This is a genomic window from Thalassovita sp. ABM4_323, assembly GCF_056158665.1.
Map to the genome: position 1 here is coordinate 2,890,977 of NZ_JBSWTS010000007.1, position 15,951 is coordinate 2,906,927.

A 15,951-nucleotide genomic window follows, 5' to 3' on the forward strand; every position below is an offset into this window, starting at 1 on the left:
CTTAGCTCACTTTTCCGAACACGACGCTGGCGTTGGTGCCGCCAAAACCAAAACTGTTGGACAGGGCGATGTTGATCTCACGCTCGCGCTTGACGTTCGGAGCCAGATCAATCGGCGTTTCAACGGCCGGGTTGTCCAGGTTGATGGTGGGCGGGGCCACCTGATCACGGATCGCCAGGATCGAGAAGATCGCCTCGATCGCGCCAGCCGCGCCCAGCAGGTGCCCGGTCGAGGACTTGGTCGAGGACATGGTCACCTTGCTGGCGGCATCGCCCATCAGACGCTCGACCGCGCCCAGTTCGATCACATCCGCCATGGTCGAGGTGCCATGCGCGTTGATGTAATCGATCTGATCGGGGGTCACGCCGGCTCGGGCCAGCGCCGCCTTCATCGAGCGGAACCCACCATCGCCATCCTCGGATGGGGCGGTGATGTGATACGCGTCGCCCGACAGGCCATAGCCCAGAACCTCGCCATAGATCTTGGCGCCACGCGCGACGGCGTGTTCGTATTCTTCCAGCACCACGATGCCAGCGCCCTCGCCCATCACGAAACCGTCGCGGTCTTCGTCATAGGGGCGGCTGGCGGCCTTGGGGTCATCGGCACGTTTGGTCGACAGCGCCTTACACGCGTTGAAGCCCGCAATGCCCAGCGGGGTAATCGCCGCCTCGGCGCCACCGGCCACCATCACGTCGGCATCCCCGAACTGGATCAGACGGGCTGCGTCCCCAATGGCGTGGGCGCCGGTCGAACAGGCCGTCACGACCGCGTGGTTGGGGCCTTTGAAACCGTATTTGATGCTGACCTGGCCGGACACCAGGTTGGTCAGCGCGCCCGGAATAAAGAACGGAGAAATCCGACGCGGGCCACGTTCCTTGAGCGTGATCGCGCCCTCTTCGATGGATTTCAGCCCACCAATCCCCGAACCAATCATCACGCCGGTGCGTTCCAGGCTGTCAGTGTCTTCCGGCATCCAGCCAGAATCCTCGACCGCCTGCGTTGCTGCGGCGATACCGTACAGGATGAAATCGTCGACTTTGCGCGCTTCTTTGGGGGCCATCCAGTCATCAGGGTTGAACGTCCCGTCCGTGCCATCACCGCGCGGCAGCTCGCACGCGTATTTGGTTCCCATTTGCGAAGCATCGAACCGTTCGATCGGGCCCGCGCCGGAGTCTCCGTCCAGCAAACGCTTCCAAGTTTCTTCGACACCGCAAGCCAGCGGAGTGACCAGTCCAAGCCCAGTAACGACGACACGACGCATGATTTATGCCCTTCCTCAGCAGTCTTTCCCCGCTCATACCCTGCATCCTACCCCAGGGGCAAGAGCAGGAGCCCCCCGAACCCCATCTTGAACGGATCAAATGGGCCCCTCGGCACTTAAGCGCTTGTTAAGGACGGTGTGAAATCCTCCGCCAAAGGGGAGGACCAAGTGATGCAAATCAGGTCACTGCGACCATTGAGCATGATCGTTTTGCTGACATTCAGCTTCGCCACGCGATCCATCGCTGGGGAATGTGACATGCAAGACCTTCTGGTCCGGGCGCATCACCTTGCACAAGTGCTCGAACAACAGCGCGTTGGCGAAAGCGCCGACCTGGCCGCCAAACAGCTTCGGTCGGTGTTGAATCAAATCTCGATGGCCGAGCTCGCCCCACGTTTGCGCGCGGCCGGATTGGCAGCGGACAGCGCCGATATCTCTGCTTTCCTGCGCACCCAAAAACTGCTGATCGACGCGCGGGACAGAACCGGAGGGAATGGCTCCCTTCCGGCCCGGCAGCACAAGGCGCTACAGGATTCTCTGTCCAAAATGCAGCGGCTTGTCCCCAAAATGCGTTGTGACGATGACAAAAACTGGACCCCCCAGGACGCCTCGGGCGGTTCAGGCAGGACGACGCCAACCGGCATGGATGGTGGTGGAAGCGATACCGCCCTGATCGCCAAGAACGCCTCCGCCATCAGCATTCTTGTTTTCGGTCTTATGGCGCTGTTGATAGCGATGTCTATGTTCCTACGTCGGCGCGCCAAGATCAAACGCAGACGGGCGCGCCGGTTGCCCTGCGCGCTCAGTTGCACAATCAGCTTTATTCAGGACAAGCGCAGCAATGAGCCCCCAACCGCGCGGCGGGGCAAGATGTGCGACATCAGCCAGCTGGGCGCCAAGGTCTGCGTGGACGAATTTGTCCCCGATACATTGAACCAGTGCAAACTCTACTCGCATGGGTGGTCCGCCGGTGGACGCATCATCTGGCGCAACGCTCAATGTATGGGAATCGCTTTCAAACGCGCGCTTCCTGCACAAGAGCTGTATCACTTGGTACGTCTGAACCGAAAACTGCACGCCGGAAAGAAAAACGGCACCCCGTAGGGTGCCGTTCTCAGAAAATCCCGAAGGATTATTCAATCAGGAAGCTTCGGTGATGAACTTCACTGCGTCGCCAAACGACTGGATGGTTTCGGCTGCGTCATCGGGAATCTCGATGCCGAACTCTTCTTCGAAGGCCATAACCAGTTCCACGGTGTCCAGGCTGTCTGCGCCCAGATCGTCGATGAACGAAGCGGATTCGGTCACCTTGTCTTCTTCAACACCCAGGTGCTCAACAACGATCTTTTTCACGCGGTCTGCGATATCGCTCATTTCAAAGTCCTCATAACTTCTTGGGCATCTGCCCGGTTCTCTGCCCTCGCCCGCGGGGTGGGCCTCAATGGTGTGCCCGGTGTAGCGGGCGGCTCGTCGTCCCGCAAGCGGGATATCCGGCAACGTTTCCGCCCCGGCAAATCTGCGTGGCCTATAGCACATGGCGCGCCAGAGGCAAATGCTTTCCCTCGCCTCTTATACATTGGGGCGAAACCAGGCTCGGAAACCTGTGCCCGCCCGCCATGTATTCAAGACGCGACCGATCCGATTTCCGGCGTTGCGCCGAGAATCAGATCATCGCCATGCCGCCATTGACGTGCAGGGTTGTGCCCGTGACATAGCCGGCCTCGGGGCTGGCCAGATACAGCACGGCCGCGGCGATTTCCTCGGGCGAGCCCATGCGCGCGGCGGGGATTTGCGTGTTGATCTTGGCCTTTTGATCGTCGGTCAGCTTGTCGGTCATCGCCGTTGCGATGAACCCAGGCGCGACCGCGTTGGCGGTGATGCCACGGCTGGCAACCTCATAGGCGATGGATTTGGTCAGACCCACCATCCCGGCCTTGGACGCAGCATAGTTCACCTGACCCGGGTTGCCTGTGGCGCCAACGATCGAGCTGATATTGATGATGCGGCCCCAACGAGCCTTCATCATCGGGCGCATCACGCCGCGGCACAGGCGCATGGTCGAGGTCAGGTTCACGTCAATCACCGATTGCCATTCTTCGTCCGACATGCGCATGAAAATCTGGTCCCGCGTGATGCCCGCGTTGTTCACCAGGATATCCAGCCCGCCCATGGCCTCGATGGCTTGCTTGGGCAACGCGTCGACGGCGGCACCATCGGACAAGTTGCAGGGCAGCACATGGGCGCGTTCGCCCAATTCAGCGGCCAGCGCCTCCAGAGGTTCCACCCGCGTGCCGCTTAGACCAACGGTGGCGCCTGCGTCGTGCAGGGCCTTGGCGATTGCGCCGCCGATACCACCCGAAGCCCCGGTCACCAGCGCTTTTTTTCCATTCAGATCAAACATTTCTTGTCCTTTCTTCCGGCTATGGGGCCACGCCCCGCCGGTGCCTCTTCGTTCAGCCGTTCAGCGACGCAACGGCCTTGGCCACGTCTTCGGGGGTGCCAACCGCAGTGCAGGCGATCGAGCGATCAATGCGCCGGATCATGCCCGACAGGGCCTTGCCCGCGCCGATTTCCCAAACGGCATCCACACCGTCAGCGGCCATGAACATCACGCTTTCCCGCCAGCGGACCGAGCCTGTGACCTGGTTCACCAGCAACGAACGCAGAGTTGCCGGATCGGTGATCGATTCCGCCACCACATTGGCCACAACCGGCACAACCGGGCGTTCGATATGCACCGCGTTCAGCGCCTCGGCCATCACGGCGGCGGCGGGCTCCATCAAGGCGCAATGGAACGGAGCGCTGACGGGCAGCAAAACCGCGCGTTTGGCGCCCTTTTCCTTGGCGATCTCGACCGCGCGTTCAACGGCATCTTTGTGACCGGACACGACGACCTGCGCCGGATCATTGTCATTCGCCGCCTGACAGACCTCGCCCTTGGCGGCCTCTTCGGCGACAGCACGGGCGGTTTCGAAATCCAGACCCAGCAGAGCCGCCATGGCGCCCTCGCCCACTGGCACGGCCTCTTGCATGGCTTTACCACGCGTACGCAGCAGGCGCGCGGCGTCGGAAATGGTCAAGGACCCGGCAGCCGCCAGCGCGGAATACTCGCCCAAGGAATGCCCGGCCACGTGGCTGGCAACATCTTTCAGCACCAGTCCTTCGGCTTCGAGCGCGCGCAGCGCCGCCAACGAGGTCGCCATCAGCGCCGGTTGCGCATTCTGCGTCAGCGTCAGCTGGTCTTGCTCGCCTTCCCAAATCAACTGGCTGAGCTTCTCGCCCAGGGCTTCGTCCACCTCGTCAAATACGGCTTTGGCGGCCGGGTATGCGTCGGCCAGCGCCTTGCCCATGCCGATAGTCTGTGCCCCCTGACCGGGAAAAACGAAAGCTGTGGTCATGGTCGTCCTCGTCCCAATTATGATTTCTGATGATGTATCCGCACCGGTGCGTGACCACAAGTAAAACAGGGCGCAATCAGACAGACTTCGACATCGCAGAGCCCATGTGCAAAGCTGCACAGGCTGACATCGTGTAATGCGCATGCCGGTCCGCTATACCGCTTTGTATCCCTTATTCATGTTTCAGGTGCCCGAATGACCGCTCGCAACACTTTTAATAGCTATGGCCGCATCTCCCGCCTTCTGCATTGGATCACCGCGCTGCTGATCCTGCTGATGATTCCCCTTGGATTTGTCGCCACGAATATGGCCCATGCTATCAATGCGCCCGGTGCCGCCCCCAGTGACGCTGAAATGGCGCGCGTAATCACCCTGTTTTCGATCCATAAAACCATCGGGGTGGCTCTGTTTTTTCTGGCGCTGATCCGCCTTGTCTGGATGTTGTCAGGTCCCAAACCCGTACCGCTGCACCCCGAGCGCAAGCTGGAAACCTTCGCGGCCGAGCTGGTCCACTACGCTCTTTACGGAGCGCTGGTGCTGGTGCCACTGACCGGCTGGCTGCACCATGCCTCGGCCACCGGGTTTGCGCCGATTTGGTGGCCCCTTGGTCAGACCCTGCCGTTTGTACCTCAGGACGCTGAGCTGTCGCGAATCTTCTCGACGCTGCATTTCCTGGCCGTGGTGATTCTGGTCGGGTCGCTGTTCCTGCACATCGCGGGCGCGGTGAAACATCAGGTGATCGACAAGGACAGCACTCTCTATCGTATGGCGCGCGGCACCGCCGCCGGGCAACCGGGTTCACATGCCACCGCCCTTCCCGCGATTGCGGCGGCCTTTGTCTGGGTGCTGGTGCCGGTGGGCGCAGCCTCGATCGGGTGGTTCGGCCCGGGCGCGCAAACCGGCCCCAAGCTCGAGCAAGTGGCCAGTGATTGGCAGGTTCAGGACGGCAGTCTGGGAATTTCGATCGTGCAAATGGGCAGCGCCGTCCAGGGCGAGTTCGCCGATTGGACCGCTCAGATAAGCTATGCCGACGATCCAAGCACCGAGAAAAACGGCGAGGTCAACGTGACCATCTCGATCTCGTCCCTGACGCTGGGGTCAGTCACGCAACAGGCGATGGGTCCCGATTATTTTGACGCGACCCAATTCGCCACGGCCACCTTCCAGGCCGACCTTCTGCGCACGGACACCGGGTTGGTGGCGGATGGCACGCTGACCATCAAGGACATCGCGATGCCGCTTCGCCTGCCGTTTACGCTTAAGATTGAGGGCAACGCCGCAACAGCGCAGGGCAGCGCTCAGGTCAACCGGATGGATTTCGGGATCGGCCAATCGGTGACCGAGACCGGCACACTGGCCTTTGAAGTCGCAATCGACTTTGCACTGACCGCAACGCGCCCTTAAGTCCGCCCCCACAACACAAAAAGGCCGCCGAGGGTATCGGCGGCCTTCCTGCATTCTAAGATCCTAAGATCACTCGGCTTTCATCGCCTCGACCGAGATCATCACCGACACTTCGTCGCCGACATAGGGGGCGAATTTGCCCAGGCCATAGTCCGAGCGCACCAGGGTGGTCGTGGCGTCGAAACCGGCCCAGGGCTTGCCCGCCATCGGGTGATCACCGGCTTGGTTCAGCTTGGCGTCCAGAACGACGCTTTTGGTGACGCCGTTCAGGGTCAGGTCACCCGTGATCAGCGCGGTTTTTTCGCCGGTGACTTCGATGCCGGTCGAGCTGAACGAGACCATCTCGTCATCCGCTGCGTCGAAGAAATCAGGCGACATAAAGTGGCCAAAGCGCTTTTCCCAACCGGTCAGCATGGATTTCACGGGCATCGAAACGCTGACGCTCGACGCGGCGGGGTTTTCCATGTCGAACATGATGTCGCCCTCGAACCCCGAGAACATGCCATAGGTGGTCGAATAGCCCAGGTGGTTGTACGAGAACACGATCTGGCTGTGGCTGGCATCCAGAACGTATTTGTCGGCGGCGGTGGCGGCACCGGCGCTCAGGATTGCAGCGGCCAGACCGGCGGCGAAGATCGAGTTTTTCATGAGGGGCTCCTGTTTTCAAATCGCGATGAAATTGTGGGGTCAAACATCGCTATCCATCATCACAATGCAATTCAGAATAACACCACAAAAATTGTGCGCGAATGCACAGAACCCGGGATCACATTTACGTGAATGCGCGTTTTCGCAAAGTAGAGAGCGCCTCAAGCGTGCGCGAATCCAACCGATCCGCGATGGGCAGTCGCAGGGCATCGCGTCCTCCGGCCCCGCGCGCCTGCACCGTGTCGCCATCAACAATCAGTTCGTCCAGACCGTATTTCGCCTGTGTCCGTGCGATGCCGTCCTGCCCGCGCAGCACATGGGTCAGTTGGTGATTTACGATATCCAGGTGGAATTCCTCGTCAAATTGCGGACGACCGGCGCCCCACAGACCAATCGCGATCCCCAGGAACAGGAACGACACCACCATTCGAACCAGGGCCTCGGCGCCATCCTCGGTTGCCCCGGGCACCAGCCAAAGCCCAAACGCCGACAGGCCCAGTACAATGCTGAAAAACTTGGTGGTTTGCTGCATGATATCGCGCGCATCCGAATGGGGCGCGTGCATCGAGGCAAATTCCGGGCTGAGTTTGGTCATCTGGCAGACATCCCTGGCAACTGTTGATATCCCCAGAATGCCCCGTAAAAAGGGGCAAGAGTTGGGCGAAGGTTTGGGAATTTTTCATCCTTTTCAGATCGGGCACCAGCGGGGTTGCGAAATGGGTCAATCCGTCGTATACGCGCGCTTCCTTCCGCAGTTTTTCTTGAACCGCGCAGTCTCTCGTGGATGGGTCGCGGAAGGTCAGACCCTCCTATGAAATGCGCCTGAAAATGAATGGAGTGCACATGCCGCTTTACGAGCATGTTTTCATCTCGCGCCAGGATCTGTCCAACGCGCAAGCTGAAGGTCTCATCGAACATTTTGGTACCGTACTGGCGGACAACGGCGGCAAGCTGGTTGATTCCGAGTACTGGGGCGTCAAAACGATGGCCTATAAGATCAACAAAAACCGCAAGGGCCACTATGCCTTCCTGAAAACCGACGCACCTGTGCCGGCGATCGAGGAAATGGAACGCCTGATGCGCCTGCATGATGACGTGATGCGCGTTCTGACCATCAAGGTCGACGAGCACGCCGAAGGCCCCTCGGTCCAGATGCAGAAACGTGACGAGCGCGACGACCGTCGCCGTCGCAACTGATCGCTTGAACAAAGGACGCTAAACCATGGCTGCAAAACCGTTTTTCCGCCGCCGCAAGGTCTGCCCCTTCTCGGGCGACAATGCACCCAAGATCGACTACAAAGACACGAAACTGCTGCAACGCTACATCTCTGAGCGTGGCAAAATCGTGCCTTCGCGTATCACCGCCGTTTCGGCCAAGAAACAACGCGAGCTGGCCCGTGCCATCAAACGCGCCCGTTTTCTGGCCCTGCTGCCCTACGCCGTGAAGTAAGGAGAAAGCACAATGCAAGTTATCCTTCTGGAACGCGTGGCCAAACTGGGCCAAATGGGCGATGTGGTCGATGTTAAACCCGGCTACGCCCGCAACTTCCTGCTGCCGCAGGGCAAGGCTCTGACCGCGTCGGACGCCAATGTTGCATCGTTTGAAGCGCAGAAAGCTCAGCTGGAAGCGCGCAACCTGGAAACCAAGAAAGAAGCAGACGCCCTGGCCGAAAAGCTGGGCGGCGAGCAGTTCATCGTGATTCGCTCGGCTTCTGATGGTGGCAACCTGTACGGTTCCGTCAGCAACCGCGACGTGGCCGAGGCAGCAACCGCCGAAGGTTTCACCGTTGACCGCAAACAGGTCGTGATCGAACTGCCGATCAAAGCCCTGGGCGTTCACGCCGTAACCGTCGTTCTGCACCCCGAGGTTTCGACCGAAATCGAAATCAACGTGGCACGCTCGCAAGAAGAAGCCGAGCTGCAGGCCGAAGGTAAGTCGATTCAGGAACTGGCCGCCGAAGAAGAGGCCGCCGCCGAGTTCGAAATCTCGGAACTGTTCGACGATATCGGCAGCGCCGCATCGGACGACGAAGACCTGGCCCCCGAGGCCGAAGAGGTTGCTTCGGACGACGAAGAGTAAGCGTTTTCACATTGTTGAAAACCGGAACCGCGCAGGCCCACCCTGCGCGGTTTCTTTTTGTCCGAAAACGCGGGGCTAGCCCCCGAAGTTTTCCCCCACGGGCAGAGGGTTCATCCGGATCAGCCGGGAATCGATGACCGCCGCCTGACGATGCACCATGGCCTCGCGGTATTCGGGGTCCTTGATCATGCTGACAAAAGCGTCGGTGTTGGGATACTCAGCGATAAAACACAGATCCCAGTCGCGCTCTGACGGCCCGATCAGCATCAACTCCATCGCACCGCGCCAGACGATCCGCCCACCCAGCCGTTCCAGCACTTTCTGGCTGCCCGTACCATAGGCCGCATAAGCCTCGGCGCCGGTGGCTTGGCGTCCGTCCGGATATTCCGCCTGATCGCGCAGTTTAACCAGGTTCAGCATGTGGATGGGCCCCGCACGGTCGATGCCGCGGAAGGCGGCGAATTTCTCTTTGTCGAAACCGATATAGCTCATGATGTCCTCCCTTTGCCCCGATCCTGAGCGCCCAGCCCCCTTTGCGTCAACCACGCCCCCGCGTCAGAAACGCAAAAGGCCACCCTGCAGGGTGGCCTTCGCTAAGCAATATCGGGAAAGACTTATTCGTCTTCCAGGGCCTCAACAGCCTTTTGCAGATCGTCCTTCGAGACCTCTTTCTCGGTCACTTTGGCCTGTTCGACCACGTGATCGACAACTTTGTCTTCGAACAGCGGCGCGCGCAGCTGCTGCTGCATCTGAGCGTTTTGCTGAATGAATTCAAAGAACTGGCGCTCTTGACCCGGGTACTGACGTGCCTGGTTCATGATCGCTTGGGTCATCTCGGCGTCGGTCACTTCGACTTCGGCTTTCTGACCGATTTCGGCCAGCAGCAGACCCAAACGCACGCGGCGCTCGGCCAGAGTGTTGTGCTCGTCGGTGGCTTCGATCTCGGGGTGGTCGTGGCCCTGAACGTCAGGGTTTTCCTCGTGCCACAGCTGATGCGCGATCTGTTTGGCCTCGGCCTCGACCAGCGACGGGGGCAGTTCGAAGGACACTTTGCCGTCCAGCTGATCCAGCAGCGCGCGCTTCATCACAGCGCGGGCGGCCCCAACGTATTCGGCTTCCAGACGCTCGGCGACTTGGCCTTTCAGCGCGGCCAGATCTTCGGCACCGAATTTCTGAGCCAGCTCGTCGTTGATCTCGGCGGCGGTGGGCTCGTTCACGGCTTTGATGGTGCAGGTGAACACAGCGTCTTTGCCAGCCAGGTTCTCGGCGCCATACTCTTCGGGGAAGGTTACGTTGACCTCAACCTCTTCGCCTTCCTTGGCGCCGACCAGCTGCTCTTCGAAACCGGGGATGAAGCTGTTCGAGCCCAGAACCAGCGGGTAATCTTCGGCCGAGCCACCTTCAAACGCTTCGCCGTCAACCTTGCCGACGAAATCCATCTCGATCTGGTCGCCGTCCTTGGCTTTCGAACCCTTGCGGCGCTTTTTGAAATCCTGAGCGGTTTCGGCCAGCGAGGCGATGGCTTCGTCGATATCCGCGTCTGCGGCTTTGGCGACCATGCGCTCCAGCTCGATGCCAGAGAAATCGACCTCGGGGATTTCGGGCAGAGCTTCGTAGGACATGGTGACCTTGACGTCGTCGCCTTCTTTCCAGTCTTCGCCGTCAACCATGGTGACCTGCGGCTGCAGCGCGGGGCGGTCGCCGCTGTCTTCGAAGTGCTGGTTCATCGCACCGTCGATGGTTTCCTGCATGGCTTCGCCCAGCAGACGCTGGCCGAATTGCTTGCGCAGCAGCGCCATCGGAACCTTACCCTTGCGGAAGCCTTTCATTTCGACTTCGGGCTGGGCTTCGGTCAGTTTCTCGGTGACTTTCGCGTCCAGTTCGGCCGCTGTCACGGTGATCTCGTAACCGCGCTTCAGGCCTTCGTTCAGGGTCTCGGTGACCTGCATGTGTCTTTTCCTTTTTCGGTATCGTCTGGGCAGCCTTTTTCGGGCGCCGAAATCTCGCCGTGTTCTAAGGGTGGAACGTCACGGGCGCAAGCGTGAATCCATCACGTTTCAGGGGCAAAAGCGGCTCTGCGCCGCAGCATTATCCCCCAACCGTCACGAAGGGCGCCCAGGCCGCAGGATGAGACCAGCCCGAACGCGCCGGATTGGCGATCATGTCCAGGATGGAATGGCGCAGCGCGCGCGCACCTGTCGGGTCATCTCCAACCAGGGATTTGGCGCGAAACATGCCCGTGGTCAGCGCCACAGTGGGGTCCGATTGCACCGACCAATGCGATACCAACAGCCGCCGCGCCCCCGCATAAAAGAACGCGCGCGCCAGACCTGACAGGCCCTCGGCCTCGCCACCCCCGGCCCCAACCGCTGTATTGCAGGCCGACAGCAGGACCCAATCCGCGTTCAGACGCAGCTGCGCGATTTCGCTGGCTGTCAGCAGCCCGTCTTCGTCTGCACTGCCCCGATCCGGGGGCGTCAACACCAGCGCAGGCTCGGCGATCCCGTCAAGTTCGCCCCCCATCAGCCCATGCGTGGCAAAAGCCAGCACCTGCGCCTCGGCCAGGGCCCCGGATTTCAGCACGGGCTCTCGAGCGGCGTCCCGCAGATACAAGCGCCCTGCCCCTGCAGCGATCAGCCGGTTCAGCTCTTGCAGCTCGCGTTCGGTTTCCGGCAACGGGGCCAGCGCCGCCAGGGCACCGGCGTCGCTCAGAACATCGCGTGTATCGGCAGCGCTATGCCCCCCCAATACGGGGTCACCGACACCAACAAACGGCACCGAGGGCACCTGTATCGGTTTGGCCTGCCGCAATGCCCGCAAGCTGGCCGGCACGGGCAAAGTGGCAAAGCTGAACTGCTTGATCGCCCAGGGCTGAGCCGCATGATCAGACGCGCTGCGTGCCGTGGGTGCGTCGGTCAACAACATGGAGAACGGCAGCGATTGCAGCGCCCCGTCTGGAACCAGAAACACCGTGGCCTCGGGGGGTAGATAGGGGGCCAGCGGCCCCAGGGTTTGTTGCCAAACCGCATGGGCCACGTCCAAATCAAACTGGCGGGCCTTGGCGCGCTTGTTCAACGCCACCCCCGAGCGCGCGGCCTCGGTTGGATCCAGTGCCAGACGCAGCTTGCTCACCCGGGACTCTAACCAATCGCGGGTGACGCCCGAGCGATGCCAGCCCACATATTCCGGCGTCACCAGAAAGGTATAAAGCCCCTCTTCGCGCGCCAGCATCACCGCCATCGCTTCGCGCGGCGCCAACAGATCGCGCGCCTCGACCAAAGACAATGGATCAATCCCGCTGGCCTGACGATAGGCGGGAAATTCCGCGTCCAAGCGGGTCTCGATCTGGTCCAGTTGCGCGTCCAGCCCGGTCAGGTTTCCCATTTCCCCATCCGTGGCGATCTCTCGCTTGGCCAGGATTTCATCGCGTTCGCGCAACAGCTGGGCCAACTCGCCCGATCCCGCCGCCAAGCGAGAGGTCATCGCCGCGATTGCCCGCCCGGCCTCGGACTGGCGCGCCAGTTGCAACAGATCAAAGGCTTCGGACAACAAATCCCCTGTAACCAAACCATCAGCGGTCGAGAAAAACTCTTCGCTCTTTTTCCAGGGGAATACAAAGGTCACCGCCTGAGGTTCCGGGACCCGCCCATATTCGGCCTTGACCCAGCGCAGCGGTGGATCTTTTTCCAGCTGGGTATAGTTGGCCTCGAATGCCAATTCGAACAGCTGGGCAAAGCGCGCCTGTTGCTGGCGTGCAGATCGGCCCAACCGCGCCGGGACATTTTCGACCAGATGGCGGGCAGCCTGGGCACCAGCCAAGGCAATGCTTTGCTTTTCCCAATAGCTGAACGTCCCGGTGCGGGCTCGCCCGGCCTGCGCCTCGGCCGTGACGCGACTGGAATTGACGTTGTTCAGCCAAACCGAGGTATACAGCGTCAGCGCCTGATCCGGCTTGCCCAGCCGTTCCAATGCCAGCGCCGCCTTTAGACGTATCCGGGTGACGACGCGTCGGGCCAGCGCATCCTGAGGAAAGCTGTCATAATCAAACAGCGACATATCCAGCTGCGCGACCCAGTCATGCCCGTGCATCGACGTTTCCGTCAGATAGGTCAGCACCACATCCACCCAGTGCAAAAACCAGATCATCTGAGCCGGATTGGTCTTATCCAGCTGCTCGGCCCGCGACACGAGGTTTTTCACTAGCGTTTCGCTTTGGGCCAAATCGATCGATGTTTGCCCGGATAAAATCGGAGCCAGCGCCTGTATGGACTCCATCAAGAAAAGCTCGATCGGCGCGCCACCGGTTGCCTCTAATCCCGACAAAGAAGCCTCTGCGCGCCGCCCAGCAATGTCGTAATCCCCCAGTTGCCAGTCGATCAACGCAACATTGCGCAAGATATCAGGGGCGACCTGCCCAGCCCCGTCAAGCAGCTTGAGATAGGCATCGCGCGCGCGAAACAGATCCCCGGCCACATCACGCATCCGTGGCAGGTAATAGTCCAACCAAGCCCCGCTTTGCCCGGCCTCCCCAAGCACGCGCAGCGCCTCGCGGGCCTGCCCCAAAGCCTGCTCAAGGTCCCCGGCAAACAGATCCGAGCGCACCCTGGCTGACACGGCTTCCAGCTGAACTTTGGCCACGCGCTCGGGTGTGAAATTCTTGGCAAAACTCCCCATTTGCATATAGTCAGCCGCCAGACTGAACGATGTTCCCGCTGACAAATACGCACCAATCCTCAGATACAAATATCCTTGTACTTCAAACATTTGCGGCAAGTTCTTAACGATTTCACCATCCTGAAAGGATTGCTCGATCAGAGCCAGAGCCCCCGCTGTATCCCCGGATCCGCCCACGAAATACACCGCATTCAGATAGATATCAGACAGCATCCATTTGTCGGTTCGCCCCTCATCCTGAAAGGCCTGTAACAACGCGCGCATCCGATCAGCTGCACCCTGAATATCGCCCGATTGCGCTTGTTTTTGGGCCTCGCCTATCTCGTGATAATAGAAAGTCTGCGCAGCACCTGACCGCGGCAGCGCAAGCACCAGCAGCAAAGCCAGAAGCCAAAAAAACGCAGCAATGTTCTTGGGGTTGAGGCGCATCTGAGTATGAAACGCCACGCGCCAAGGTATTGCAATGATTTGTTCACGCCGGTCCCTACAGGACGCTGCTCGTATCCTCGGTTAACGCGCGGCGGGATGGCGCGACAGCACCCCGGCCAGCGCCAGCCCCGTCACCGCATGCCAAATCCCCCAAAAGGCGGCTGCGACGGCCATACCGCCCATGCCTCCGAAAAAGCCAAAGATCAGCACCAGCCCAAGCCCTGAATTCTGGATGCCCGTCTCGATCATGATGGCGCGGCGATCAAATGGTGACAGGCGCATCGCCCCCGCCGTGGCATATCCCGCGCCCAAGGCCAGCGCGTTGTGCAGCATCACCAACAGCGCCACAGACCCGGCAAAATCCTGGAACAAGGTCCAGTTGGCCGCCAGGGCGATCACGATAAAGGCCACGAAAATCCCCATCGACAAATATTGCAGCGGCGTCCTTAGCCGTTTCGTCAGATCAGGGCGTTTCATGTTCAGCAACACGCCCAGGCACAGCGGCAGCACCAGCATCACCCCCACCGTGATCATCACCGATACCGGATCAATCGAGGTCGCGCGCAGGATCTCGCGCGTGGGGGCATACAGGCTGCCCCAAAAGGCAATATTGAACGGCGTCAGCAGGATGGACCCGATGGTGGTAAAGGCCGTCATCGACACGGACAGCGCGGCGTTCCCCCCTGCCCTGTGCGTGATGAAGTTGGAAATATTCCCGCCCGGACAGGCCGCCACCAACATCAGCCCCAGTGCGATCGAGGGCGGAGGCGTCGTGATCAGGATCATGCAGAACGTCACCACAGGCAGCACCAAGAATTGCGACACCAGCCCGGTCAGCAGCGATTTTGGATTGCGCACCAGTTTCTGAAAATCCGATGGCTTCAGATCAATCGCGATGGAAAACATCACCACGGCCAGAACCGCGTTCAGGATTTGCAGGCTGGTGGGCGAGAAATTCAGCAGCACCTCGTCAATGCCGGCGGTGGCCTGATTGGTCATCCTGCTCTCCTTATGGGTGGCCATGTTGGCTTGGGTTCCCGAGTAGTGACCGGAAAAAACCGTTCAGGCAAGGTAGATTACCAAGGGTGCACCTGCCTTTATACCGTGCTAGCGTGGCTGAAAGACCACCCCAGGGACCTCGCGACGCCATGGCCAGACAAAGCAAAGACACCCCCATGGACGAGCTGTTGCGCGCGCGGTTGCGTGTGCATGAGGGCGCGGATTTTCGGATCAAGGCCTTGCGGATGCTGATGTCCTCGGTGGATGTCGTGGCCCGCACCACCAGCGGCGCGCCGTTTTTTGCCCTACGCGAGGCCGAGCAGGTTTTGATCGCCTTGGGCGATCGCACCGGCCCCGAGCTGATCCGCGCTGTCATGGCCATGAAGGGCGGCACCACGATCACGCCGCACGGGTTGGCACATGTGCCCGCCAAGGGGGCTGTTGTGATCGGATCGACCCACCCGATTGGCACCTTTGATTTTCTAGCCCATGCGGGGGCGCTGTTGGATCATCGCCCCGACATGAAAGTCGTCGCCAACCGCGAGGCCGAGCGTTTCCTGGGCGCCGACCGGATCATCGCAGTGGATTTCGATCGCAAAGACAAGGTCCTGAGCGCCCGCCAGACCCGCGCCGGGATGCAAGCGCATCTCCAGAATGGCGGGGCCCTTTTGGTGTTTGGATCCGGGCGGGTGCCGCGCATGACGGATGGCCTGTTGGTGGAACCGGAATGGCGCACGGGCATCACCCGCATGTCCGCCGCGTGCGACGCTCCGATCGTGCCGGCCTCGGCGGATATGCGGAACTCGCGTCACTACTATCGCACCCGCGATATCGCGCGCCTCCTCAGCGGTGGAAATGACGATTTCGGGCGCACTGTGGCCTCGTTGCGCTATGTGTCGGAACTGCTGGCCAAGCTTGGCGGGCACTATCACGTCCATTATGGCGCGCCCGTCGCCCCCGGCACCGCGCCCGAGACCCTGAAAACCCTGGCCGAAACCCTGGTTCCGGGGCTGTATCACCCTGCCTGAGGCCCCTTTCCCCCGCTACACGCAAACTCC

General features: G+C 60.6%; 16 protein-coding genes. 6 read left to right on the forward strand and 10 right to left on the reverse strand.

Features of this window, described 5'->3' with window-relative positions:
* Position 1 precedes the first annotated feature (1 nt).
* Positions 2-1,261, reverse strand: a complete 1,260-nt coding sequence (fabF, locus tag ACXADQ_RS16720) for a beta-ketoacyl-ACP synthase II (RefSeq protein ID WP_475323500.1) — start codon at positions 1,259-1,261, stop codon at positions 2-4.
* A gap of 258 nt (positions 1,262-1,519) precedes the next feature.
* Between fabF and ACXADQ_RS16725 the strand changes: the two genes are divergently transcribed.
* Complete coding sequence (locus tag ACXADQ_RS16725) at positions 1,520-2,365, forward strand: PilZ domain-containing protein (protein ID WP_475323502.1); 846 nt, start codon at positions 1,520-1,522, stop codon at positions 2,363-2,365.
* Between the two features lie 36 nt (positions 2,366-2,401).
* Here ACXADQ_RS16725 and ACXADQ_RS16730 read toward each other — a convergent pair whose 3' ends face one another.
* The 3 genes from ACXADQ_RS16730 to fabD all read right to left on the reverse strand — a co-directional run bounded on the left by ACXADQ_RS16730 (position 2,402) and on the right by fabD (position 4,659).
* Entirely contained in the window at positions 2,402-2,635 is a 234-nt protein-coding gene (locus ACXADQ_RS16730) for an acyl carrier protein (RefSeq protein ID WP_475323505.1), read from the reverse strand.
* A 289-nt stretch (positions 2,636-2,924) separates the two neighbouring features.
* A complete protein-coding gene (fabG, locus tag ACXADQ_RS16735) occupies positions 2,925-3,662 on the reverse strand; it encodes a 3-oxoacyl-[acyl-carrier-protein] reductase (RefSeq protein WP_475323509.1) in 738 nt (245 codons plus the stop codon).
* A 52-nt stretch (positions 3,663-3,714) separates the two neighbouring features.
* Positions 3,715-4,659 (reverse strand): ACP S-malonyltransferase, encoded by a 945-nt coding sequence (fabD, locus tag ACXADQ_RS16740; RefSeq protein ID WP_475323511.1) that lies wholly within the window; start codon positions 4,657-4,659, stop codon positions 3,715-3,717.
* Between the two features lie 195 nt (positions 4,660-4,854).
* On the opposite strand from fabD, the gene ACXADQ_RS16745 reads away from it, so the two are divergent.
* Entirely contained in the window at positions 4,855-6,063 is a 1,209-nt protein-coding gene (locus ACXADQ_RS16745) for a cytochrome b/b6 domain-containing protein (protein WP_475323513.1), read from the forward strand.
* Between the two features lie 69 nt (positions 6,064-6,132).
* On the opposite strand, the gene ACXADQ_RS16750 is transcribed toward ACXADQ_RS16745, so the two are convergent.
* Together ACXADQ_RS16750 and ACXADQ_RS16755 are read right to left on the reverse strand one after the other, a co-directional pair.
* Positions 6,133-6,711 carry a YceI family protein gene (locus ACXADQ_RS16750; RefSeq protein ID WP_475323517.1) on the reverse strand — a complete coding sequence of 193 codons (579 nt, stop codon included), beginning with the start codon at positions 6,709-6,711 and terminating at the stop codon, positions 6,133-6,135.
* A gap of 124 nt (positions 6,712-6,835) precedes the next feature.
* A complete protein-coding gene (locus ACXADQ_RS16755) occupies positions 6,836-7,306 on the reverse strand; it encodes a hypothetical protein (protein ID WP_475323520.1) in 471 nt (156 codons plus the stop codon).
* Between the two features lie 248 nt (positions 7,307-7,554).
* On the opposite strand from ACXADQ_RS16755, the gene rpsF reads away from it, so the two are divergent.
* The 3 genes from rpsF to rplI are packed head-to-tail and all read left to right on the forward strand — an operon-like array spanning position 7,555 to position 8,791.
* Positions 7,555-7,908, forward strand: coding sequence for a 30S ribosomal protein S6 (gene rpsF / locus ACXADQ_RS16760; protein WP_475323522.1), 354 nt, complete (start codon positions 7,555-7,557; stop codon positions 7,906-7,908).
* Between the two features lie 25 nt (positions 7,909-7,933).
* The gene (rpsR, locus tag ACXADQ_RS16765) at positions 7,934-8,161 is read left to right on the forward strand and encodes a 30S ribosomal protein S18 (RefSeq protein ID WP_008328567.1); all 228 of its coding nucleotides are present in this window, start codon (positions 7,934-7,936) and stop codon (positions 8,159-8,161) included.
* A gap of 12 nt (positions 8,162-8,173) precedes the next feature.
* A complete protein-coding gene (rplI, locus tag ACXADQ_RS16770; protein ID WP_475323527.1) occupies positions 8,174-8,791 on the forward strand; it encodes a 50S ribosomal protein L9 in 618 nt (205 codons plus the stop codon).
* 75 nt (positions 8,792-8,866) lie between these two features.
* Here rplI and ACXADQ_RS16775 read toward each other — a convergent pair whose 3' ends face one another.
* The 4 genes from ACXADQ_RS16775 to ACXADQ_RS16790 form a co-directional block, all read right to left on the reverse strand.
* Positions 8,867-9,283, reverse strand: coding sequence for a DUF1330 domain-containing protein (locus ACXADQ_RS16775; RefSeq protein ID WP_475323531.1), 417 nt, complete (start codon positions 9,281-9,283; stop codon positions 8,867-8,869).
* A 122-nt stretch (positions 9,284-9,405) separates the two neighbouring features.
* Positions 9,406-10,740 (reverse strand): trigger factor, encoded by a 1,335-nt coding sequence (gene tig, locus ACXADQ_RS16780; RefSeq protein ID WP_475323534.1) that lies wholly within the window; start codon positions 10,738-10,740, stop codon positions 9,406-9,408.
* Positions 10,741-10,879: 139 nt separating this feature from the next.
* A complete protein-coding gene (locus tag ACXADQ_RS16785; protein ID WP_475323537.1) occupies positions 10,880-13,912 on the reverse strand; it encodes a CHAT domain-containing protein in 3,033 nt (1,010 codons plus the stop codon).
* 63 nt (positions 13,913-13,975) lie between these two features.
* The gene (locus ACXADQ_RS16790) at positions 13,976-14,893 is read right to left on the reverse strand and encodes a bile acid:sodium symporter family protein (protein WP_475323541.1); all 918 of its coding nucleotides are present in this window, start codon (positions 14,891-14,893) and stop codon (positions 13,976-13,978) included.
* Positions 14,894-15,042: 149 nt separating this feature from the next.
* Here ACXADQ_RS16790 and ACXADQ_RS16795 point away from each other — a divergent pair, with 149 nt between their 5' ends.
* On the forward strand, positions 15,043-15,921 hold the full coding sequence (locus tag ACXADQ_RS16795; protein WP_475323545.1) for a 1-acyl-sn-glycerol-3-phosphate acyltransferase: 879 nt from the start codon (positions 15,043-15,045) through the stop codon (positions 15,919-15,921).
* Positions 15,922-15,951: the final 30 nt, after the last annotated feature.

Coding starts and splice junctions, on each gene's coding strand:
- fabF (WP_475323500.1), bottom strand. CDS start 1,261: ATGCGTCGTGTCGTCGTTACTGGGCTTGGACTGGTCACTCCGCTGGCT.
- ACXADQ_RS16725 (WP_475323502.1), top strand. CDS start 1,520: ATGCAAGACCTTCTGGTCCGGGCGCATCACCTTGCACAAGTGCTCGAA.
- ACXADQ_RS16730 (WP_475323505.1), bottom strand. CDS start 2,635: ATGAGCGATATCGCAGACCGCGTGAAAAAGATCGTTGTTGAGCACCTG.
- fabG (WP_475323509.1), bottom strand. CDS start 3,662: ATGTTTGATCTGAATGGAAAAAAAGCGCTGGTGACCGGGGCTTCGGGT.
- fabD (WP_475323511.1), bottom strand. CDS start 4,659: ATGACCACAGCTTTCGTTTTTCCCGGTCAGGGGGCACAGACTATCGGC.
- ACXADQ_RS16745 (WP_475323513.1), top strand. CDS start 4,855: ATGACCGCTCGCAACACTTTTAATAGCTATGGCCGCATCTCCCGCCTT.
- ACXADQ_RS16750 (WP_475323517.1), bottom strand. CDS start 6,711: ATGAAAAACTCGATCTTCGCCGCCGGTCTGGCCGCTGCAATCCTGAGC.
- ACXADQ_RS16755 (WP_475323520.1), bottom strand. CDS start 7,306: ATGACCAAACTCAGCCCGGAATTTGCCTCGATGCACGCGCCCCATTCG.
- rpsF (WP_475323522.1), top strand. CDS start 7,555: ATGCCGCTTTACGAGCATGTTTTCATCTCGCGCCAGGATCTGTCCAAC.
- rpsR (WP_008328567.1), top strand. CDS start 7,934: ATGGCTGCAAAACCGTTTTTCCGCCGCCGCAAGGTCTGCCCCTTCTCG.
- rplI (WP_475323527.1), top strand. CDS start 8,174: ATGCAAGTTATCCTTCTGGAACGCGTGGCCAAACTGGGCCAAATGGGC.
- ACXADQ_RS16775 (WP_475323531.1), bottom strand. CDS start 9,283: ATGAGCTATATCGGTTTCGACAAAGAGAAATTCGCCGCCTTCCGCGGC.
- tig (WP_475323534.1), bottom strand. CDS start 10,740: ATGCAGGTCACCGAGACCCTGAACGAAGGCCTGAAGCGCGGTTACGAG.
- ACXADQ_RS16790 (WP_475323541.1), bottom strand. CDS start 14,893: ATGACCAATCAGGCCACCGCCGGCATTGACGAGGTGCTGCTGAATTTC.
- ACXADQ_RS16795 (WP_475323545.1), top strand. CDS start 15,043: ATGGCCAGACAAAGCAAAGACACCCCCATGGACGAGCTGTTGCGCGCG.